Source organism: Pseudophaeobacter arcticus DSM 23566, from assembly GCF_000473205.1.
Taxonomy (GTDB): Bacteria; Pseudomonadota; Alphaproteobacteria; order Rhodobacterales; family Rhodobacteraceae; genus Pseudophaeobacter; species Pseudophaeobacter arcticus.
This window is the reverse complement of sequence record NZ_KI421507.1, coordinates 1,901,971-1,920,890: the sequence shown is the minus strand read 5'-3', so window position 1 is coordinate 1,920,890 and position 18,920 is coordinate 1,901,971. Positions and strand designations below refer to the sequence as shown.

General features: G+C 61.3%; 23 protein-coding genes. 18 read left to right on the top strand and 5 right to left on the bottom strand.

Annotation, left to right across the window (positions count from 1 at the left end):
- The first annotated feature begins 21 nt into the window (after positions 1-21).
- The 18 genes from ARCT_RS0113240 to ARCT_RS28000 all read left to right on the top strand — a co-directional run bounded on the left by ARCT_RS0113240 (position 22) and on the right by ARCT_RS28000 (position 14,204).
- Positions 22-1,233 (top strand): phage portal protein, encoded by a 1,212-nt coding sequence (locus tag ARCT_RS0113240; RefSeq protein ID WP_027240514.1) that lies wholly within the window; start codon positions 22-24, stop codon positions 1,231-1,233.
- Positions 1,226-1,444, top strand: coding sequence for a GTA head formation protein, RCAP_rcc01685 family (locus tag ARCT_RS0113235; protein ID WP_027240513.1), 219 nt, complete (start codon positions 1,226-1,228; stop codon positions 1,442-1,444). The genes ARCT_RS0113240 and ARCT_RS0113235 overlap by 8 nt, the downstream gene beginning before the upstream one ends.
- 32 nt (positions 1,445-1,476) lie before the next feature.
- Positions 1,477-2,073, top strand: a complete 597-nt coding sequence (locus ARCT_RS0113230; RefSeq protein WP_027240512.1) for an HK97 family phage prohead protease — start codon at positions 1,477-1,479, stop codon at positions 2,071-2,073.
- On the top strand, positions 2,066-3,247 hold the full coding sequence (locus tag ARCT_RS0113225; protein WP_027240511.1) for a phage major capsid protein: 1,182 nt from the start codon (positions 2,066-2,068) through the stop codon (positions 3,245-3,247). The genes ARCT_RS0113230 and ARCT_RS0113225 overlap by 8 nt, the downstream gene beginning before the upstream one ends.
- A 165-nt stretch (positions 3,248-3,412) precedes the next feature.
- The gene (locus ARCT_RS0113220; RefSeq protein ID WP_036785830.1) at positions 3,413-4,012 is read left to right on the top strand and encodes a head-tail connector protein; all 600 of its coding nucleotides are present in this window, start codon (positions 3,413-3,415) and stop codon (positions 4,010-4,012) included.
- Positions 4,009-4,356 (top strand): head-tail adaptor protein, encoded by a 348-nt coding sequence (locus ARCT_RS0113215; RefSeq protein WP_027240509.1) that lies wholly within the window; start codon positions 4,009-4,011, stop codon positions 4,354-4,356. Before ARCT_RS0113220 ends, ARCT_RS0113215 begins: the two co-directional genes overlap by 4 nt.
- Positions 4,353-4,760 (top strand): DUF3168 domain-containing protein, encoded by a 408-nt coding sequence (locus ARCT_RS0113210; RefSeq protein ID WP_027240508.1) that lies wholly within the window; start codon positions 4,353-4,355, stop codon positions 4,758-4,760. The genes ARCT_RS0113215 and ARCT_RS0113210 overlap by 4 nt, the downstream gene beginning before the upstream one ends.
- A gap of 70 nt (positions 4,761-4,830) precedes the next feature.
- Positions 4,831-5,244, top strand: coding sequence for a phage major tail protein, TP901-1 family (locus tag ARCT_RS0113205; RefSeq protein ID WP_027240507.1), 414 nt, complete (start codon positions 4,831-4,833; stop codon positions 5,242-5,244).
- 3 nt (positions 5,245-5,247) lie between these two features.
- Positions 5,248-5,601 carry a gene transfer agent family protein gene (locus ARCT_RS0113200; protein WP_027240506.1) on the top strand — a complete coding sequence of 118 codons (354 nt, stop codon included), beginning with the start codon at positions 5,248-5,250 and terminating at the stop codon, positions 5,599-5,601.
- Complete coding sequence (locus tag ARCT_RS0113195; RefSeq protein ID WP_027240505.1) at positions 5,598-5,804, top strand: rcc01693 family protein; 207 nt, start codon at positions 5,598-5,600, stop codon at positions 5,802-5,804. The genes ARCT_RS0113200 and ARCT_RS0113195 overlap by 4 nt, the downstream gene beginning before the upstream one ends.
- A 74-nt stretch (positions 5,805-5,878) precedes the next feature.
- Complete coding sequence (locus ARCT_RS0113190) at positions 5,879-6,535, top strand: phage tail tape measure protein (protein WP_027240504.1); 657 nt, start codon at positions 5,879-5,881, stop codon at positions 6,533-6,535.
- A 12-nt stretch (positions 6,536-6,547) separates the two neighbouring features.
- The gene (locus ARCT_RS0113185) at positions 6,548-7,180 is read left to right on the top strand and encodes a DUF2460 domain-containing protein (protein WP_027240503.1); all 633 of its coding nucleotides are present in this window, start codon (positions 6,548-6,550) and stop codon (positions 7,178-7,180) included.
- Positions 7,180-8,079: a DUF2163 domain-containing protein gene (locus ARCT_RS0113180; protein WP_027240502.1), complete on the top strand. Its 900-nt coding sequence runs from the start codon at positions 7,180-7,182 to the stop codon at positions 8,077-8,079. The genes ARCT_RS0113185 and ARCT_RS0113180 overlap by 1 nt, the downstream gene beginning before the upstream one ends.
- Positions 8,076-8,615 carry a C40 family peptidase gene (locus ARCT_RS0113175; RefSeq protein WP_051360737.1) on the top strand — a complete coding sequence of 180 codons (540 nt, stop codon included), beginning with the start codon at positions 8,076-8,078 and terminating at the stop codon, positions 8,613-8,615. Before ARCT_RS0113180 ends, ARCT_RS0113175 begins: the two co-directional genes overlap by 4 nt.
- On the top strand, positions 8,615-12,568 hold the full coding sequence (locus ARCT_RS0113170) for a baseplate multidomain protein megatron (RefSeq protein ID WP_027240500.1): 3,954 nt from the start codon (positions 8,615-8,617) through the stop codon (positions 12,566-12,568). Before ARCT_RS0113175 ends, ARCT_RS0113170 begins: the two co-directional genes overlap by 1 nt.
- A complete protein-coding gene (locus tag ARCT_RS0113165) occupies positions 12,565-12,921 on the top strand; it encodes a DUF7742 family protein (protein ID WP_240476317.1) in 357 nt (118 codons plus the stop codon). Before ARCT_RS0113170 ends, ARCT_RS0113165 begins: the two co-directional genes overlap by 4 nt.
- Positions 12,922-13,113: 192 nt before the next feature.
- Positions 13,114-13,938 carry a serine O-acetyltransferase gene (cysE, locus tag ARCT_RS0113160; RefSeq protein WP_027240498.1) on the top strand — a complete coding sequence of 275 codons (825 nt, stop codon included), beginning with the start codon at positions 13,114-13,116 and terminating at the stop codon, positions 13,936-13,938.
- 71 nt (positions 13,939-14,009) lie between these two features.
- Positions 14,010-14,204, top strand: coding sequence for a hypothetical protein (locus ARCT_RS28000; protein WP_154665352.1), 195 nt, complete (start codon positions 14,010-14,012; stop codon positions 14,202-14,204).
- Between the two features lie 156 nt (positions 14,205-14,360).
- Here the strand turns inward: ARCT_RS28000 and ARCT_RS0113155 are convergent, their stop codons facing one another.
- From ARCT_RS0113155 to ARCT_RS0113135, 5 genes are all read right to left on the bottom strand, one after another.
- Entirely contained in the window at positions 14,361-15,677 is a 1,317-nt protein-coding gene (locus ARCT_RS0113155; RefSeq protein WP_027240497.1) for a pyruvate dehydrogenase complex dihydrolipoamide acetyltransferase, read from the bottom strand.
- Positions 15,677-15,934, bottom strand: a complete 258-nt coding sequence (locus tag ARCT_RS0113150) for a hypothetical protein (protein WP_027240496.1) — start codon at positions 15,932-15,934, stop codon at positions 15,677-15,679. The genes ARCT_RS0113155 and ARCT_RS0113150 overlap by 1 nt, the downstream gene beginning before the upstream one ends.
- Positions 15,935-15,944: 10 nt before the next feature.
- Positions 15,945-17,312, bottom strand: coding sequence for a pyruvate dehydrogenase complex E1 component subunit beta (locus ARCT_RS0113145; RefSeq protein ID WP_027240495.1), 1,368 nt, complete (start codon positions 17,310-17,312; stop codon positions 15,945-15,947).
- A gap of 16 nt (positions 17,313-17,328) precedes the next feature.
- Entirely contained in the window at positions 17,329-18,318 is a 990-nt protein-coding gene (pdhA, locus tag ARCT_RS0113140; RefSeq protein WP_027240494.1) for a pyruvate dehydrogenase (acetyl-transferring) E1 component subunit alpha, read from the bottom strand.
- 257 nt (positions 18,319-18,575) lie between these two features.
- Positions 18,576-18,875: an FtsB family cell division protein gene (locus ARCT_RS0113135; protein ID WP_027240493.1), complete on the bottom strand. Its 300-nt coding sequence runs from the start codon at positions 18,873-18,875 to the stop codon at positions 18,576-18,578.
- Positions 18,876-18,920: the final 45 nt, after the last annotated feature.

Genomic DNA, 18,920 nt, shown 5'->3' with positions numbered 1-18,920 from the left:
GATGGATCAAAGGAGCGGCCCATGAGGTTTGACCTACCCTGGCGCAAGAAACAGCCCAGCGAGCCCCTGGCCTCATCGGCCACAGTGACGCAAACCAAGGCCAGCACTGCCGCCCGTGGCATTGCCTGGCAGGGCGGCGGCGCCTTCTCGCTGGCTGCCCGCGATACCAGCTCTTTGACGCGGCTTGGCTACCTGGGAAATCCGGTTGGGTTTCGCGCCGTTCGTATGGTGATCGAGGCGGCAGCGGCCCTGCCGCTGGTGGTTCAGGACGCCGCGCAGCGCTATGAGACCCACCCGCTGCTGTCGCTTATCACCCGCCCCAATGGGGCGCAGACGCGGCAGGACTTTTTTGAGAGCCTGTTTGGCCATCTGATGCTGTCGGGAAACGTCTATGTCGAGGCGGTGAGCGAGGCGGAAGGCTGGCCCTCGGAGCTGCATCTGCTGCGCCCTGACCGCATGACACTTGTACCCGGTCCCGACGGCTGGCCACAGGCCTATGACTATACTGTGGGGGGGCGCAAACACCGCTTTGCCTGCGAAGATAGTCGGACCGCAGTGCTGCATCTGAAAAACTTCCACCCGCAGGATGATCACTACGGGCTTGCACCGCTGCAGGCGGCGGCGCTGTCGCTGGATGTGCATTCCGCAGCCTCACAATGGTCAAAGGGGCTTTTGGACAATGCAGCACGCCCGTCCGGGGCGCTGGTCTGGGCCGGGACCGATGGCCAGGGCAGCCTGTCAGATGACCAGTTTCGCCGCCTTAGCGAAGAGGTCGAGGCCAACTTTCAAGGCGCACGAAATGCCGGGCGACCCATGGTGCTGGAGGGCGGGTTGGACTGGAAACCCATGGGGTTTTCGCCCTCGGATATGGAGTTTCAAAAGACCAAAGAAGCCGCGGCGCGTGAAATTGCCCTGGCCTTTGGGGTGCCGCCGATGCTGTTGGGCCTGCCGGGCGACACGGCCTATTCCAATTACCAGGAGGCAAACCGGGCCTTCTATCGCCTGACCGTGGTGCCCCTGGTGACCCGGATTGCGGCGGGACTGTCTGAATGGCTCTCTGGGTTTGGCAATGAAATCATCGAACTAAAGCCCGACCTTGATCAAGTCTCAGCGCTCTCCGAAGAGCGTGAGCGGCAATGGCAGCGGGTCTCGGCTGCGGATTTCCTCAGCCAGGCAGAGAAACGCAAATTGCTTGGCCTGCCACCGCTGCCCGAGGGCGAGCTGGATGGCTGAATATCCCATGCCACCGTTTGACTGTGCGCCGGGGCTGAGGTTGTCGGCGCATGAAAAGGTCATCGAGATCCAATTGCAGGCACTTGAACGTCGGCAGCAGCAACTGGAGCAGCTGTTGGAGCGGATGGAGCGGCGCCTTTGGCTGACGGTCTATGGCGTGGCCGCAGTGATACTGACACGGGCATTTCAATCTCTTCTGGCGATGAATTGACGTGTTTACAACAGGTTAAGTGAGGTTATTCAATGGTGGTTGAGGCAGGATTTGAACATAAGTTTTCGCGCTTTGGGGAGATGCTGACGGTTCAGGACGACAGCGTGATCCAGGGGTACGCAAGCCTGTTTGGCGAGGCCGATCAGGGCGGAGATCGCGTCGCACCGGGGGCCTATGGCGCCTCGCTGCAGCGCCTCGCGGCCTCTGGCTGTCGGGTTAAGATGTTGTGGCAGCACGATCCCGCCCAGCCAATTGGTGTCTGGGAAGAGCTGCGCGAAGACACGCGTGGGCTTTGGGTCAAAGGCCGCCTGCTGACGGAAATTTCACGCGGGGCCGAAGCGGCGGCGCTGATCGCTGCGGGCGCAATCGAAGGCCTGTCGATCGGCTACCGGACCAAGCGCGCCCACAGGGGCGAGGATGGCGGCCGGGTGCTCACCGAGGTTGAGCTTTGGGAAGTCTCCCTGGTGACCTTTCCGATGCTGCCAACGGCGCGGGTGATGGGCCAGAAATCCGATGCCGAAGAGCGCAAGCTGCGGCAACTTGCTGCTGATCTGCGCCGGGCCAGCCGCGATCTGAACCGTATGATTCTTTCCCCAACCTTGAACAGAACAGGACAAAAACATGACTAAGAGGGATACCCCGGACTTGGCCAACCAGGCAGCTCCTTTGACCCAGGAAGTCACCCAGGCGATGTCAGGGTTTCTGCGGGAGTTCAAAGGGTTTCAGGACGTTGTGAAAGTAAAATTCAAACAGACGGAAGAGCGAATGACCATGCTGGATCGAAAGACAAACCGGGCAGTGCGCCCGCATCTTGCAGCCGCAAGCGCAGAGCAGGCTCCCCACCAAAAGGCCTTTTGTGGCTACATCCGGACCGGCGACGACAGTGCCCTTCGTGGCCTGATGCCTGAAAGCAAGGCCTTGTCGACCACTGTCAACAGTGATGGCGGCTATCTGGTGGATCCGCAGACCTCGGAGACGGTGAAATCTGTGCTGCAGTCCACCGCGTCGATCCGGGCTGTGGCCACGGTGGTGAGCGTGGAGGCCACCTCGTTCGATGTGTTGATTGATCACAGCGACACCGGGGCGGGCTGGGCCACCGAGACCGACCCAACTGTGGAGAGCGGCACACCGGTGATCGACCGGATCACCATTGCCCTGCATGAGCTGAGTGCGCTGCCCAAGGCCTCGCAGCGGCTGCTGGACGACAGCGCCTTTGACATCGAAGGCTGGCTGGCCGGGCGCATCGCCGACAAGTTCTCCCGCGCCGAAGCTGCGGCCTTTCTGACCGGCGATGGCATCGACAAGCCAACGGGTATTCTGACCCATCCGACGGTGGAAAATGGCAGCTGGAGCTGGGGAAGCCTTGGCTATGTCGCGTCAGGGGATGATGGTGGCATTGGGGATGGCGACGCCATCATTGATCTGGTCTACGCTCTGGGGGCGCGGTATCGCGCCAACGCCAGCTTTGTGATGAACTCCAAAACCGCAGGCCTGGTGCGCAAGCTGAAAGACGCGGATGGCCGCTTTCTGTGGTCCGACGGACTGGCGGCAGGTGAACCTGCGCGCCTGCTTGGCTATCCGGTGCTGATTGCCGAAGACATGCCGGATGCCGCCTCGGGTAGCCTGTCGCTGGCCTTTGGTGATTTTGCCGCTGGCTATACCATTGCGGAACGCCCCGATCTGCGGGTGCTGCGCGATCCCTTTAGCGCCAAACCCCATGTGCTGTTTTACGCCACCAAACGGGTGGGCGGCGATGTCAGCGATTTTGCAGCCATCAAACTGCTGAAATTCGGCCTGAGCTAACTGCTTTGGCTGAATGGGGAACCGGCAGCCCGGTTCCCCGGCGGGTACGCATTCCCTGGTTTTCTGTCGTCTAGCTGCTCCCCCTCCGTCCGAGCGGCAGAGAGCCTTGCGTGCCCGCTGAACCAGATTGGGACATCTTGGGGATCTGAGCCCGCGGAGTTGATGATGATGTTGAGCGAAGTGACACCGGTGCCGGATACGGCCCTGCCGCTGGAGGCCTTTAAGGCGCACCTGCGACTGGGAACCGGCTTTGGCGAAGACGACTTGCAGGACAGTGTATTGACCGGGTTTTTGCGGGCCTCTCTGGCGGCGATTGAAAACCGCACCGGCAAGGCGCTGTTGCAGCGCGATTTCCTCTGGGTGATTACCGGTTGGCGGCGGCTCGACTGGGCGGCGCTGCCGCTTGCCCCGGTTCTGTCTCTGACCTTGGCAACGCTGTTTGATGCTGAAGGCGATCCCTCGGCCTTGGCACCCGAAACCTTTTGGGTGGAATCCGACAGCCAGCAGCCCCGCCTACACCCCCGCGCAGGATCGCTGCCGCGTCTGGAAAACGGTGCCCGGCTGGAGATTACGCTGACCGCAGGGATGGCCACCAACTGGCAGGCGCTGCCCCATGATCTGGCCCAGGCGGTGTTGATGTTGGCGGCCCATTATTACGCATACCGCGATGACACGGGCCTGCATGGCGGCTGCATGCCCTTTGGCGTTGTCAGCCTGATTGATCGCTATCGTCATTTGCGGCTTTCGGCGGGGGGGACGTCATGACCCACAGTCTGGCACCGCAGCTGCGCCGACGGCTGCTGTTGGAAGACCCGCAGCGGCTCAGCGATGGGGCTGGGGGCTATAGCGAAAGCTGGGCACCGTTGGGGGTGGTCTGGGCCGAGCTGAGCGCCCAAACGGGGCGCACCGCCGGGCAAGAGGGCGGCAGCCTGTCCCTGCAGCGCTACAAGATCACCCTGCGCGCCACGCCACAGGGCAGCCTGTCGCGTCCGCGCCCCGGTCAGCGGTTTCGCCAAGGCCAGCGCCTGTTCCGCATCGAAGCGGTCAGCGAGGCAGACCCGGGCGGGCGCTATCTAAATTGTCAATGTATCGAGGAGGTGGCGCCATGACCTATGCGCTGGCCAGTGCATTGCAGCAGTCTGTGTTTCAGCACCTGACGGCTGATGCCGGGGTGACGGCGGCCCTTGGCTCTGATCTGTTTGACGCCATGCCGACGGGCAGCCTGCCGCAGATCTACGCGGTTTTGGGTTCCGAAGAGGTTCTGGATCGTTCAGACGCCAGCGGTCAGGGCGCCCGCCACCGCTTTACCATCAGCGTTTTCACCAGCAGCGCCGGCTTTATCGTCGCCAAGGAGGCCGCCGCCGCGATCTGTGATGCGCTGGTTGATGCGCCGCTGAGCCTCAGCCGGGGGCGGCTGGTGGGAATCTGGTTTGAACGCGCCAGCGCCCAGCGCCTGCAAGACGGCGGTCGCAGCATTACCCTGCTTTTTGCCGCGCGGGTGGAAGACAGCTGAGCTCTAAGTTTCAGTTTTTGCAGACAAATACCAACCCATACACTCACTCAGTTAGAAAGGGGGCGCTGTCATGGCTACCCAGAATGGTAAGGATCTGTTGATCAAGGTGGATATGACCGGCGATGGTCAGTTTGAAACACTGGCGGGGCTGCGGGCCACGCGGATCAGCTTTAACGCCGAAACTGTCGATGTCACCAGTCTCGAAAGCCAGGGCGGCTGGCGCGAGCTGCTGGCGGGCGCCGGGGTGCGCTCTGCCTCGATCTCAGGGTCGGGGGTGTTTCGCGATGAAACCACCGATGAGCGGGCGCGCCAGCTGTTCTTTGACGGGGTGACGCCGGATTGCCAGGTGGTGGTGCCGGACTTTGGCACCGTGCAGGGGCCGTTTCAGGTGACTGCGCTGGACTATGTCGGCAGCCATAATGGCGAAGCCACCTATGAGCTCTCCCTGGCGAGTGCTGGCGCGCTCAGCTTTACGGCGGCGTGAGCCATGCAACAAAAGCCTGAAAACCCCTGGCGGGGTGAGGTGACGCTGGTCATCAATGACAGCCCCTTTGTGCTGCGTCTCACCCTGGGGGCATTGGCGCGGCTGGAGATGCAGCTGCAGGAGGGATCGCTGGTGGCGCTGGTACAGCGCTTTGAAACAGGACGATTTTCTGCGGCTGATATTCTTGCGCTGCTGACGGCTGGTCTGGAGGGCGGCGGCCATGATCTGGAGGTTTTGGATTTGGCCGGGGCAGAGATTGCCGGCGGTGCTGTTGAGGCCGCTAGGGTGGCGGCGCAACTTCTGGCCCGCAGTTTTTCGCTCCCGGCCGCGGCACAGGGCCAGGAGGTCGCGCCATGAGTGGGCTGGATTGGCCTGGCCTGATGCGGGCTGGTCTGGGCGGGCTGCGGCTGCGCCCGGCAGAGTTTTGGGACCTCACTCCGCTGGAGCTGCAATTGCTGCTCGCGCCAGTGGCACAGGCCCCAAGCCTGAACCGAAGTGGGTTGCAGGCGCTGATGCGGCGCTTTCCTGACCAGACGCCACCCTCCGCCGCAGCTGGATAATCACGCCCCCTAAGTTTCAATTTTCCCGCTTTGGCATCGCGAGATGCCGGGCACAGTGCACAAAGGATCGCACCATGGCTGACAGTCGTGACATTGCCGCGTTGGACCTCCAAAGTGGGGCGCTTGGCGATACGCTTGGCGATGCCGCCGGGATGGCCGCCAGCTTTGAAGCAGAGTTGCGCCGGGTGCGTGATGCTTTTGAAGCCACCGGCAAGGATGTCGAGACTCTGGAACGGGGGCTGTCGCGCGGGTTGCGGCGCTCCTTTGAGCAGGTGGTTTTTGATGGCGACAGCCTGTCCTCGGCGCTGGATGGTCTGGCGCGCTCTTTGGTCAAAACCACCTATAATGCCGCCCTGCGCCCGATCACCGATCACGTTGGCGGGCTGATTTCCACCGGGGTTGGCGATCTGATTGGCGGGCTTTTGCCCTTTGCCAATGGCGCGGCGTTTTCTCAGGGGCAGGTGGTTCCCTTTGCGCGCGGTGGTATCGTCAGCGCCCCCACCCGTTTTCCGATGCGTGGCGGCACCGGGCTGATGGGCGAGGCAGGCCCCGAAGCCATTCTGCCGCTGAGCCGCGGCGCGGATGGTAGCCTGGGCGTGCGCTCGCAGGGCGGCGGCACCACCGTGGTGATGAATGTCAGCACCCCCGATGTTCAGGGTTTTGCGCGCAGTCGTGGCCAGATCGCCGCCCAACTGTCGCGCGCACTGAGCCGTGGCAATCGCAACCGTTAGGAGCGCACTCCCATGAGTTTTCACGAAATCAGATTTCCCGCCTCTCTGAGCTTTGGCTCGGTTGGCGGGCCAGAGCGGCGCAGTGATGTGGTGACGCTGGCCAATGGGTTTGAGGAACGCAACACCCCCTGGGCCCATTCCCGACGGCGCTATGATGCCGGGCTGGGGCTGCGCTCACTGGATGACATCGAAGCACTGATTGCGTTTTTTGAGGCCCGCCAGGGGCAGATTTACGGCTTTCGCTGGAAAGACTGGTCCGATTACAAATCCGCTCGCCCCTCGGCGGAGGTGGATTTTCGCGATCAGGTCATTGGGCTGGGGGATGGCGCCCAGCGCGATTTTCAACTGATCAAGAATTATCGCTCTGGCGACAGCATCTACCAGCGCCCCCTCAGCAAACCGGTAGTGGGCACGGTTCGTTTGGGGCTGGGGCAGGAAGAGCTGAAAGAAGATATTGACTTCACGCTGGATCCCACCACCGGCCTGATCCGTCTGAGCTATCCGCCGGAACAGGGGGTTGAGATCGTGGCGGGCTGTGAATTTGACGTGCCGGTGCGCTTTGATACCGATAGGATCCTGACCAGTGTTGCCTCTTTCCAGGCCGGGGATGTGCCCAATGTGCCAGTGGTGGAGGTGCGAGTCTGATGGCGACAGCAGCTGAGGGCCTTTGGGCGCATACACAGACGGGTGTCACCACCCTGGCACGGTGCTGGGGGCTGACCCGCAAGGATGGAACCCGGTTTGGCTTTACCGATCATGATCTGGATCTGTCGTTTGAGGACTGGCGTTTCATCGCGGGTTCCGGGCTGAGCGCCCGCGCCCTGGTGCAGAGCACCGGGCTTTCCGTTGATAACTCTTCGGCGCAGGGGGCGCTGAGTGATGTCGCCCTGCGTGAGGCTGATATTGTGGCCGGGCGCTTTGACGGGGCCGACCTCAGCTGTTGGTTGGTCAACTGGAAAAACACCGCAGATCGCTGGCTGCAGTTTCACGGCACCATTGGCGAGCTGCACCGGGCGGGCGGCGCTTTTGAGGCGGAACTGCGCGGCCTCACCGAGGCCCTGAACCAGCCTCTGGGACGGATCTATCAGAAACCCTGCACTGCGGTTCTGGGCGATGGTGCCTGCCGTTTTGATCTGACAACCTCGGGCTACGCCTTTGAAGGTCAGGTCGAGACGATACCCAAAGACAGCGCCTTTCAATGGCAAAGCCTCGCCGGGTTTGAGCCGGGCTGGTTTGCAGGTGGGCGTCTGACAGTGCTGAGCGGCGCGGCAATAGGGCTCTGGGGCAGCATCAAGCGGGATGAGCAGCTCAAGGACGCACGGCGGATCACTCTGTGGGAGGCGCTGCGCGGGGGGCTGCGGCCTGGGGATCAGCTGCGGTTGGAGCCCGGATGTGACAAATCCATGCAGAGCTGTCGTTTGAAGTTCAACAATCTGATCAACTATCAGGGCTTTCCCGATATCCCGGGCGAGGACTGGGTGATGGCGGTGCCAAAATCCACAGGCCGAACCACAGGCCAAACCACAGGGGGCAGCCGCAGATGACGGGGCAAGACATCTCTGAGGCAGGGAATAACCTGCAGGTGGTGGCTGAGGCCCGGCGCTGGCTGCGGACGCCCTATTTGCATCAGGCCAGTTGCCGTGGCGCTGGCTGCGATTGTCTGGGCTTGATCCGGGGGATCTGGCGGGCTCTTTTTGAGGCCGAGCCGGAAACACCGCCGCCTTATTCGATGGATTGGTCTGAACCGCAGGGCGAGGAGCGCCTGTGGCAGGCGGCGCTGACCCATCTTGTGGCAAAACCTCTGGCGCAGGCGGCGCTGGGGGATGTGCTGCTGTTTCGCATGCGGGCAGGGGCGGTAGCAAAACATCTGGGGGTACAATCCCGGCTGAGTGAGGCCTGTGTGACAAAGCCTGGTTTCAGCTCCGGTTCCGGCTCCAAACCTGTGTCCAGCCAGGAGGACAATTGGGGGCCAGGGTTTATCCATGCCTATTACGGCCACGGGGTGGTGGAAAGCGCCCTGACGGCGCCCTGGCAGCGTCGTCTGGTGGCGCGTTTTTCCTTTCCTCAGGAGCAAATCTGATGGCGACAATTGTTCTTTCTGCAGCGGGCGCCGCGATTGGCGGCTCGATTGGCGGCGCGGTGGCCGGGCTGTCCAGCGTTGCCATTGGCCGCGCCATTGGCGCCACCCTGGGGCGGGCCATTGATGACCGGCTGCTGGGGTCGGGCTCTGACGCGATCGAGACGGGTAGGGTGGACCGGTTTCGCCTGACAGAAGCAGGGCAAGGCGCGCCGATACCGCAGATCTATGGCCGCACCCGTCTGGGGGGGCAGGTGATCTGGGCCAGCCAGTTTGCCGAGACCACCACCGTATCTGGTGGTGGCAAGGGGGCGCCAAGCCAGCCCAGCACCACCCGCTACAGCTATTCGGTCTCGCTGGCGATTGCGCTGTGTCAGGGGGAGATCGCCGCTGTGCCCCGGATCTGGGCGGATGGCGAAGAGGTCTCTGCCAGGGACCTGAATATGACGCTTTATCGCGGCACCCAGGATCAGCTGCCGGATCCGCTGATGGAGGCGATAGAGGGCACCGGCGAGGTTCCCGCCTATCGCGGCACCGCCTATGTGGTGTTTGAAGACCTGGCGCTGGAGCCCTTTGGCAACAGGGTGCCGCAGTTCTCCTTTGAGGTTGTGCGCCCCGAGCAACCCGGTAGCCCTGAGTATTCTCTTGATCTTGGGCAGTTGATCCAGGGGGTGGCTCTGTTGCCGGGCACCGGCGAATATGCCTTGGCCACCACCGCCGTTCACTATGGCATTGGTCCGGGCCAGGCCACGGGGGCCAACAGCCATACGGCCTCGGGGCTAAGCGACCTGGAGACCTCGCTGGCGGCGCTCTCATCCGAGCTGCCAAGCTGCCAAGCCACCTCTTTGATTGTGTCTTGGTTTGGCGATGATCTGCGCTGTGGGCAGTGTCAGATCAAACCCAAGGTGGAGCAAAAGCAGGCTGAAGGTATCCCCATGGCCTGGCGGGTCTCTGGGCAAACCCGGACCAGCGCCGATCTGGTGCCGGTGGATGGCGACGGGCGCGGTGTCTATGGCGGCACCCCCAGTGACGCTGCCGTTATCGAGGCGATCCAGGCGCTGCAGGAGGCTGGCAAGCGGGTGATGTTTTACCCCTTTGTGCTGATGGATCAGGTGGCAGGTAACAGCCTTCCCGATCCCTGGAGCGATGCCGCGACACAGCCGCCACTGCCCTGGCGCGGGCGCATCACCCTGTCAAAGGCGCCGGGTCTGCCGGGAACACCGGATCAAACCCTGGCGGCTGACGCCGAGGTCGCTGCCTTTATGGGGGCAGCCACGGCAGCGGATTTCACCGTTGCCGGTGGTCAGGTGAGCTATAGTGGTGCTGCGGATTGGGGGCTGCGGCGGTTCATTTTACACAATGCGGCGCTTTGTGCCGCAGCGGGCGGGGTCGCGGCCTTTTGTATCGGCTCCGAGATGCGCGGGCTGACCCAGATCCGCGGTCTTACTGGTTTCCCAGCGGTTGCCGCGCTGCGGGATCTGGCGGCCGAGGTGCGTCTGTTGCTGCCCGCGGCCAAGATCAGCTATGCGGCGGATTGGTCCGAATACTGGGGCTACCAAAGCCCCGAGGGCAACAGGTATTTCCACCTCGACCCGCTTTGGGCTGATGCCAATATCGATTTTATCGGCATCGACAACTACATGCCGCTGTCGGACTGGCGCGACGGGGTGGATCATCTGGACCGCACAGCAGGGGCGCCCAGCATCTATGATCTGGACTATTTACGCGCCAATGTCGCTGGCGGTGAGGGCTATGACTGGTATTACCACTCTAGCGAGGCCGCAGCGGCGCAGATCCGCACGCCGATCACCGATGGCGCCCATGATGAGCCCTGGATCTGGCGCTACAAAGACCTGAAAAACTGGTGGAGCAACCCGCACCACGAGCGCATAGACGGGGTCCGCCAAGCACTGCCCACCGCCTGGCAACCGCAGAAAAAGCCGATCTGGTTCACCGAACTGGGCTGTGCTGCCATCGACAAGGGGACCAATCAGCCCAATAAATTCCTCGACCCCAAAAGCTCGGAATCGCAGCTGCCGAACTATTCCAATGGCCAGCGCGATGATCTGATGCAGCTGCAATACCTGCGGGCGGTGCTGGGCTATTGGGGGGAGGAGGCCAACAACCCGCTGTCCAGCGAATATGAGGGGCGGATGCTGGATATGAGCAACGCCTATGTCTGGGCCTGGGATGCGCGCCCCTTTCCCGCCTTTCCAAATCTCGATGGCGTCTGGAGTGATGGCGCGAACTATCTGCGTGGCCATTGGCTCAACGGGCGCGCCGGGCAGCGCAGCCTGGCTTCGGTGGTGCGTGAAATCTGCGTGCAAGCGGGGCAGTGGCGGATTGATGTCGACCAGCTGCACGGGATTGTGCACGGCTATGGGGTGAGCCAAGTCGCCGAGGCGCGCGCGGCGCTGCAGCCTTTGAGCCTGCGCTATGGCTTTGATGCCATTGAACGCAACGGGGTGCTGGAGTTCCGGCTGCGTCAGGGGGACAGCGCCTATATGCTGCCCGCCCAAAGCCTGGTTGATGATGACGAACTGGACGGCATTGTTGAGCTCACCCGCGAGGCAGAGGCCGAACTGGCGGGGCGGGTCCGTTTGCGGTTTATCGAATGGGGCGCAGGCTATGATATTGCCGCCGTTGAGGCGAGCCTGCCCGACGCGGAAACCCATGCCGTCAGCAGCAGTGAGCTGGCCCTGGTCCTGACCCAAAGCGAGGCGCGTCAGGTTGTTGAACGCTGGCTGGCCGAGGCGCGGGTGTCGCGTGACACCGCCCGTTTTGTTCTGCCGCCATCCCTGCTGCACCTTGGGGTTGGCGATGTCATTGCGCTGCCAGATACCCCATCCCTGGCAAGCCCGGCGCAACCGCAGGAGGGAACAGAACCTCTGCAGCGCTATCGTGTTGATCGGATGGAGCTGGGCACCGCGCAGAGTGTCGATGCGGTGCGGATCGACCCCGAGGTCTATCTGTCGGCGGATATTCCTGAAACGCTGCCCTCTGGTCAGGAATTTGAGCCCCCCCTGCCGGTCTTGCCGTTGTTTATGGATTTGCCTCTGCTGACGGGGGAGGAAACAGCCCATGCGCCACATCTGGCGGTGACAGCCGCACCCTGGCCGGGAACCGTTGCTGTTTATTCCTCGGGGAGTGATTCCGACTATGCCTTGGAGCAGGTTATTGCGGCACGCAGCACCATTGGTCTGACGCAGACGGATTTGAGGGCGGCGGCGCCGGGGCGCTGGGATCTTGGCGCTGATCTGCAGGTGAAACTGATCTCAGGCGCGTTGCAAAGCCGCTCGGCGCTGGCGGTGCTGAATGGGGCCAATGCCGTCGCCATCGGGGATGGCAGCAATGACAACTGGGAGATCTTCCAGTTCCGCGAGGCCGAATTGGTTGGCGACAATACCTATATGCTGCGTGGCCGCCTGCGGGGGCAATTGGGCAGCGACGGCTTGATGCCGATGGTCTGGCCCGAGGGCTCTTATGTGGTGCTGCTGGACGGGAGTTTTTCACAGCTCGAGCTGTCTTTGGCCCAACGCCGCATTGCACGGCATTACCGGATTGGACCGGCACGGCGCGGCTATGATGATCCAAGCTATATCCATAAGGTTGAAGCGTTTGATGGCAATGGCTTACGCCCCTATGCTCCGGTGCATCTGCGGCTCAAAGGGGGGCTTGGCAGTGACATTTCTGTCAGTTGGATCCGGCGTAGCCGGGTGGAAGGCGACAGTTGGGACCTGGCCGAAATCCCCCTGGGCGAGGCGCGGGAAGCCTACCGGTTTCGCGTCCTGCGGGGGACCACCTTGCTGCGGGAACGGGAGGTGAGCGCCCCCAACTGGACCTATTCCCTGAGCGATCAAACCGCAGATTCGGCCCTGCCTGGGGATATCATCGAGGTGGCTCAGCTGTCAGATCGCTACGGGGCAGGCTTTGCAACCCAAATGCCAATTGCGTGACAGGGCGGTGCGGCCCTGTGGCGCTGAAAGGCTGTAGTAAAATCAGCGTAAAACCCGATCTGCTCGGGCCGGTTTTGCCGCAAGATCTGAGCAGTCTGGCGCGGGCTTTGCGGGCGGTGCCAGCGCCGCAGCGGTCAAATTTGTGTCAGCGCCTGTTTGACCGGGCGGAACAGGCAGCAGCGCATGTGGCGCGCACGGGTCAGCTGCATCCGCAGTGGGGCAATGGCACATTGGATGCGGTGGCACGGCAGTGTTTTGGCCCGCTTTGCACTGAGCCATTTTGGAATGATCTGAGCTATATCAAATGCTTGCGTATCGCTCTTGCGGAATTGGAGCGCCGCCTGACCCGGTGAGTTGATGCGCAAAAATGGTCGCGCGCAGGCGGAATATCTTAGGTCAGAGGGGGCCTTTGGCAGCGGTCTGTGGCACCGGATCCGGGGCAAGGGGGCGACTCATTCTATTTTGAAATCTTCTCCATCAAGGGTTTGCGCTTGGGTTTTTCTGCCCTAAATGCAAACCTAAGGGCTAGAAGAGGACGCCATGCCATGATCAAGACGCGTAAAGCCGTTTCGCCCCTGGACCCGGTCTGGGAACAAATCTCGACAGAGGCTCAGGAAGCCGTTGCCAAACAGCCACTTATGGGCGGGTTGATTCATGCCTGCATCCTGCACCACCCGACGCTAGAGAAGGCGCTGTCCTACAGGATCGCTGCAAAGCTTTGCTCCAATGAGATGTCGATGGTGATCCTGCGTGAAATCGTGGATACGGCCTATGCCTCTGACCCGGACCTGATTGCGGCCGCTCGCGCCGATCTGATGGCGGTTTATGATCGCGACCCGGCCTGCCATCGCCTGTTGCAACCGATCCTGTATTTCAAAGGCTATCAGGCGGTGCAGGCTTACCGGATTGCCCATTGGCTGTGGCTGCAGGGCGATTTGGACCTGGCCTTCTTTTTCCAGATGCGGATCTCTGAAATCTTTGGTGTTGATATTCACCCCGGTGCCAAAATTGGCCGTGGTATCATGATCGACCACGCCCATTCCATTGTTATTGGTGAAACCGCTGTGGTGGGGAACAATGTTTCGATGCTGCATTCGGTGACACTGGGCGGTACCGGCAAGGAAGAAGAAGACCGCCACCCCAAGATCGAAGATGGGGTGTTGATTGGTGCTGGAGCCAAGGTTCTGGGCAATATCCGCATTGGTCATTGCAGCCGTATCGCTGCGGGATCCGTGGTGCTGCAAGAGGTTCCGCCCTGCAAGACCGTCGCTGGCGTCCCGGCCAAGATCGTCGGCGAAGCTGGCTGTGATCAGCCCTCGATCAGCATGGATCAGGTGGTGCCAAACGGATCCGATAGAGAGCACCAGTAAGCTTCCCTGTACGGCCTTGCGCGCGAATACGCACCCTAGTTGCCTGTGGCGCCAGTAAGCGATCCTGGGATTTGACTGATCAAGCAAGTGAAAAGGGGCATATTCTGCCCCTTTTTTGTTTCAGCCTGGTTTTGATTCAGCCTGGGGTTAAGCCCGCCGAGGTAACCGTTTATCTGGCCACCAAAGGACTGGCGATTCAAGCGCGGTTACAGAGCAAAAAATTTCCATTGAAAACAGCTGCTTCAGTAAATTCAACAGGCCCATGAATACAAACATAGCCTGAGAAACCAAAGCCCCAGCCGCAGGATCAATCTGCAACTGGGGCGCCGAGGCAGTCTCTGCCTCGGGGTTTGGTGTCAGGCCCGTTTTGGTGTCAGGCCTGTTTTGGAGAAGGCCTGTTTTGAAGCGGGCCTGTTCGGCGGTTAGGCCAACATGACCATAGGGTTTTCCAGGTTTTCGACAATCGCCTGCAACAGCTGCGCGCCCAGGGCGCCGTCTATGACCCGGTGATCAACAGACATGGTGACAGACATCACAGTCGCCACTTTCAGCTCACCATCCGCCCCCACAACCGGCTTTTTGCTGCCGGCGCCAACCGCAAGAATGCCGGCATGGGGTGGGTTCACGATGGCGTCAAAATTGTCGATACCAAACATGCCCAAGTTGGAGATGGCAAAGCTGCCGCCCTGATACTCATGTGGGGCCAGTTTGCGATCACGGGCGCGGGCCGCCAGATCTTTCATCTCTGCCGAGAGCGCCGAGAGGGATTTGAGCTCGCTGTCCTGCAGCACTGGCGTGAACAAGCCGCCCTCGATGGCAACCGCAACGGCCACATCCGAGGCTTTCATCTTCAGCACCCGGTCTCCCGCCCAGACGGCATTGGCATCTGGAACTGCCTGCAGTGCCAGCGCCACGGCCTTGATGATAAAATCATTCACCGAGAGTTTGACACCCCGGGTTTCGAGCTGCTTGTTCAGCTGGGCGCGGAACTTGAGCAGCGCATCCAGCTGGATGTCGCGGCGCAGATAAAAATGCGGCACGGTCTGCTTGGCTTCGGTGAGACGGGCAGCGATGGTTTTGCGCATGCCGTCGAGTTTGACCTCCTCGAAGCTGCGGGTTTCATACATCTTGGCGACCATATCCGCCGAAGGCCCAGCGGGCGCGGCGGCTGCCGGGGCAGGGGCCGCTGCTACTGGTTTGGCCGCGGCTTGCGGCGCGGCGGCACTGGCGTTTTCGACGTCAGCCTTAACGATGCGGCCACGTGGGCCGGAGCCGCTGAGCGCGCTGAGGTCGAGCCCCTTGTCGGCGGCGATGCGACGGGCCAGGGGCGAGGCAAAGATGCGCGACCCATCTGCGGCGGCGGCGGCTGCAGGAGCCGGCGTCGCGGGGGCAGCGGGCGCGTCGGAGCCTCCGCCGGAGGCCGCCGCCGCGCCCGCGTCAGCGGCGGCGGCCGCTTCCGGTTGCGCCGCAGCTGTTGTGATATCATCGGCGCTTTCGCCCTCCTCCAGGAGGATCGCGATGGGGGTATTGACCTTGACCCCCTCGGAGCCTTCAGCGATCAGGATCTTGCCGACGGTGCCTTCGTCCACGGCCTCGAATTCCATCGTGGCCTTGTCGGTCTCGATTTCGGCAATCAGGTCGCCGGAGGAGACGGTGTCGCCCTCCTTGACCAGCCATTTTGCCAGCGTGCCTTCCTCCATGGTGGGAGAGAGGGCGGGCATGAGAATTTCAGTGGGCATTAGCTTTCCTCCCGGACGAAGATGCGATTGAACGGAGCTATGCTAGGGCCTCCAAAGACCCTTGCGCTCCATGCTTTATGGAGCTCCGCCTCATTTTCACGCATCCAGCTTATTGACTGTTCATCAGTGCGATTGTCGCCGACGGCATCATCTAGCATTTCGCGTGTTACAAAAACGACATAGATCTTATTAGAAGCTTCATCACGAATGCTATAGCGATAGCCTCCATCGTGAGGAATTGGATCAAAAATTGCCATTACGCCTGCCTCACCGATAGGTCACTTGCTTCACGGCTGCGACCACCTCGTCGGTGGTGATCAGGGCGTGGCGTTCCAGATTGGCGGCATAGGGCATAGGCACGTCCTTGCCGGTGCAGGTGATGACCGGGGCATCCAGGTAATCAAAGGCCTGCTGCATCACTTCCGAGGCGATATAGCTGCCAACAGAGCCCTGCGGCCAGCCTTCCTCGACGGTGACCAGGCGGTTGGTCTTCATCACCGATTTGATCACCGTCGGCAGATCCATCGGGCGCAGGGTGCGCAGGTCGATGACCTCGGCTGAGATCCCCTCTGCGGCCAGCTGGTCAGCGGCTTCCAGGGCGTATTGCATGCCAATGCCAAAGGAAACGATGGTGGCGTCAGAGCCTTCGCGCCAGATCCGCGCCTTGCCAAAGGGAACGGTGAAGTCATCCATCTTGGGCACGTCAAAGGAACGACCATAGAGAATTTCATTCTCCAGGAAGATCACCGGGTTGGGATCGCGGATCGCGGATTTCAGCAGACCTTTGGCATCAGAGGCCGAATAGGGCATGACAACCTTGAGGCCAGGCACCTGCATGTACCAGGCGGCATAGTCCTGGCTGTGCTGGGCGCCGACGCGGGCAGCGGCACCATTGGGGCCGCGGAACACCATAGGTGCGCCCATCTGACCGCCAGACATATAAAGCGTCTTGGCCGCAGAGTTGATGATTTGGTCAATCGCCTGCATGGCGAAGTTGAAGGTCATGAACTCGACAATCGGGTTCAGCCCGCCAAAGGCGGCGCCGGTGGCGATCCCGGCAAAGCCGTGTTCGGTGATCGGCGTGTCGATGATCCGCTTGGGGCCAAATTCGTCCAGCAAGCCTTGGCTGATCTTGTAGGCGCCCTGGTATTCGGCGACCTCTTCCCCCATCAAGAATACGTTTTCATTGCCGCGCATCTCTTCCGCCATGGCGTCGCGCAGGGCTTCGCGGACCGTGGTCTTTACCACCTCGGTGCCTTCGGGCCAGTCCGGGCTGGTATCGACCACAGGTGCGGCAGGGGCCGCGGCAGCAGCGGCGGGGGCTGCGGGCGCCGTAGGTGCCCCGGCCGCCGGCGCTTCCTTGCCCGCCGCAGGCGCAGCGTCCAGGCTTTCGCCCTCTTCGACCAGAACGGCAATCGGCGTGTTTACCTTCACGCCCTCAGAGCCTTCGGAGATCAGGATCTTGCCGATGATGCCTTCATCGACAGCTTCGAACTCCATGGTGGCCTTGTCGGTTTCGATCTCGGCCAGAATATCGCCGGAACTCACGGTATCGCCTTCCTTGACCAGCCATTTGGCCAGCGTGCCTTCCTCCATGGTTGGCGACAGGGCGGGCATCAGAATCTCAGTTGCCATATCTCTTCTCTTCCCCTCAGGCGTAGATGTCGGTCCAGAGCTCTTCGAGCGCTGGTTCCGGGCTGGTGCGGGCAAATTCGGCGGATTGGTTGACCACCTCTTTGATCTCTTTGTCGATCGCTTTCAAATCCTCCTCGGTGGCGTGTTTGCCCGTCAGGAGAAGATCGCGGACCTGTTCGATCGGGTCGCGTTCGCTGCGCATCTTTTGCACCTCTTCACGGGTGCGATACTTGGCCGGATCCGACATCGAATGGCCGCGGTAGCGGTAGGTTTTGACCTCAAGAATATAAGGCCCCTTGCCAGAGCGGCAGTGCGCCGTGGCCCGTTCGCTGGCCTCCTTTACGGCCAGAACATCCATGCCGTCGACGGCTTCACCGGGGATGCCAAAGGCCTGACCACGGGTGTAGATGTCAGGGGTCGAGGTCGAACGCGCCTGCGCTGTGCCCATGGCATATTGATTGTTCTCAATGACAAAGATCACCGGCAGGTCCCAGATGGCGGCCATGTTGAAGGTCTCATAGACCTGGCCCTGGTTGGCAGCGCCATCGCCAAAATAGGTGAATGTCACGCGACCGTTGTCTTTGTATTTGTCAGCAAAGGCCAGACCGGCCCCCAGCGGCACCTGGGCGCCAACAATACCGTGGCCACCGTAGAAATGCTTCTCTTTCGAGAACATATGCATCGACCCGCCCTTGCCTTTGGACAGGCCACCTTCGCGCCCCGTCAATTCGGCCATGACACCACTTGGATCCATGCCACAGGCCAGCATATGACCGTGATCGCGATAAGAGGTGATGCGTTTGTCGCCTTCTTCTGCTGCGGCCTCCAGGCCAACAACAACGGCCTCCTGGCCGATATAGAGGTGACAGAACCCGCCAATAAGCCCCATCCCATAGAGCTGACCGGCCTTTTCTTCGAATCGACGGATCAACAGCATGTCACGGTAATACTTGGTCAGTTCCTCGGCAGAAACATTTGGTTTCTTTGTGCTTTTCCTAGCTGCCATCGGTGCGGGCTCCCCCTTGAGGCTAGATAGTTTAGTGTTAAACTAATTAATAGTTGAATTTGACCTGGCTGGCGAGACCTTTTGTGACCTCGGGTTATTTCACCGCAGAAAAGACACAGCAAAAACCCCGACGCGGACCCAAGAGCCACGCCAAATGGCCTGCCGCCGCAGAGCATTTTCCGTATGGTTGCATGATGGTCAAACCTGTTCAACAGCCAGATCAGTCCGCTGTGCCACAGGAGGGGTGCAAAAAGCGTTTATTGGATGACGATTTCGTCTGCACGCAGCAGGCCCAGCACCGAGCGCGCCTGCTCATCCAGCAGGTCCAGGTCCAGATAGTCATCCGACAGGCGATGGGTGAGGTTTTCGATCGCGGCAATTTCCAGGGTCAGACGATCAAGATCCAGGCGAAGCTCATCGGCTTCGGCCTGGATCTCGACTCTTCTGAACAACCCAAAATCACCCTGCACCGCCGCAAAGGTAAAATATGCGCCCAGCGCAAATGCGACGACAAAAAAGGTAAAAGAACCTAAGGAAGGCTTGTGGCTTCGGGTCAATGGAAGTGCCTGTATGTTTACTGCTCAAGTCTGCTGTTGGGCCAG

What these genes read in the sequence shown, in the direction of transcription:
- ARCT_RS0113220 (WP_036785830.1), top strand. Translation starts at nt 3,413, where the DNA reads ATGATGTTGAGCGAAGTGACACCGGTGCCGGATACGGCCCTGCCGCTG.
- ARCT_RS0113225 (WP_027240511.1), top strand. Translation starts at nt 2,066, where the DNA reads ATGACTAAGAGGGATACCCCGGACTTGGCCAACCAGGCAGCTCCTTTG.
- ARCT_RS0113170 (WP_027240500.1), top strand. Translation starts at nt 8,615, where the DNA reads ATGGCGACAATTGTTCTTTCTGCAGCGGGCGCCGCGATTGGCGGCTCG.
- ARCT_RS0113210 (WP_027240508.1), top strand. Translation starts at nt 4,353, where the DNA reads ATGACCTATGCGCTGGCCAGTGCATTGCAGCAGTCTGTGTTTCAGCAC.
- ARCT_RS0113185 (WP_027240503.1), top strand. Translation starts at nt 6,548, where the DNA reads ATGAGTTTTCACGAAATCAGATTTCCCGCCTCTCTGAGCTTTGGCTCG.
- cysE (WP_027240498.1), top strand. Translation starts at nt 13,114, where the DNA reads ATGATCAAGACGCGTAAAGCCGTTTCGCCCCTGGACCCGGTCTGGGAA.
- ARCT_RS0113205 (WP_027240507.1), top strand. Translation starts at nt 4,831, where the DNA reads ATGGCTACCCAGAATGGTAAGGATCTGTTGATCAAGGTGGATATGACC.
- ARCT_RS0113175 (WP_051360737.1), top strand. Translation starts at nt 8,076, where the DNA reads ATGACGGGGCAAGACATCTCTGAGGCAGGGAATAACCTGCAGGTGGTG.
- ARCT_RS0113180 (WP_027240502.1), top strand. Translation starts at nt 7,180, where the DNA reads ATGGCGACAGCAGCTGAGGGCCTTTGGGCGCATACACAGACGGGTGTC.
- ARCT_RS0113215 (WP_027240509.1), top strand. Translation starts at nt 4,009, where the DNA reads ATGACCCACAGTCTGGCACCGCAGCTGCGCCGACGGCTGCTGTTGGAA.
- ARCT_RS0113190 (WP_027240504.1), top strand. Translation starts at nt 5,879, where the DNA reads ATGGCTGACAGTCGTGACATTGCCGCGTTGGACCTCCAAAGTGGGGCG.
- ARCT_RS0113200 (WP_027240506.1), top strand. Translation starts at nt 5,248, where the DNA reads ATGCAACAAAAGCCTGAAAACCCCTGGCGGGGTGAGGTGACGCTGGTC.
- ARCT_RS0113155 (WP_027240497.1), bottom strand. Translation starts at nt 15,677, where the DNA reads ATGCCCACTGAAATTCTCATGCCCGCCCTCTCTCCCACCATGGAGGAA.
- ARCT_RS0113145 (WP_027240495.1), bottom strand. Translation starts at nt 17,312, where the DNA reads ATGGCAACTGAGATTCTGATGCCCGCCCTGTCGCCAACCATGGAGGAA.
- ARCT_RS0113240 (WP_027240514.1), top strand. Translation starts at nt 22, where the DNA reads ATGAGGTTTGACCTACCCTGGCGCAAGAAACAGCCCAGCGAGCCCCTG.
- ARCT_RS0113235 (WP_027240513.1), top strand. Translation starts at nt 1,226, where the DNA reads ATGGCTGAATATCCCATGCCACCGTTTGACTGTGCGCCGGGGCTGAGG.
- ARCT_RS0113150 (WP_027240496.1), bottom strand. Translation starts at nt 15,934, where the DNA reads ATGGCAATTTTTGATCCAATTCCTCACGATGGAGGCTATCGCTATAGC.
- ARCT_RS0113195 (WP_027240505.1), top strand. Translation starts at nt 5,598, where the DNA reads ATGAGTGGGCTGGATTGGCCTGGCCTGATGCGGGCTGGTCTGGGCGGG.
- ARCT_RS0113230 (WP_027240512.1), top strand. Translation starts at nt 1,477, where the DNA reads ATGGTGGTTGAGGCAGGATTTGAACATAAGTTTTCGCGCTTTGGGGAG.
- pdhA (WP_027240494.1), bottom strand. Translation starts at nt 18,318, where the DNA reads ATGGCAGCTAGGAAAAGCACAAAGAAACCAAATGTTTCTGCCGAGGAA.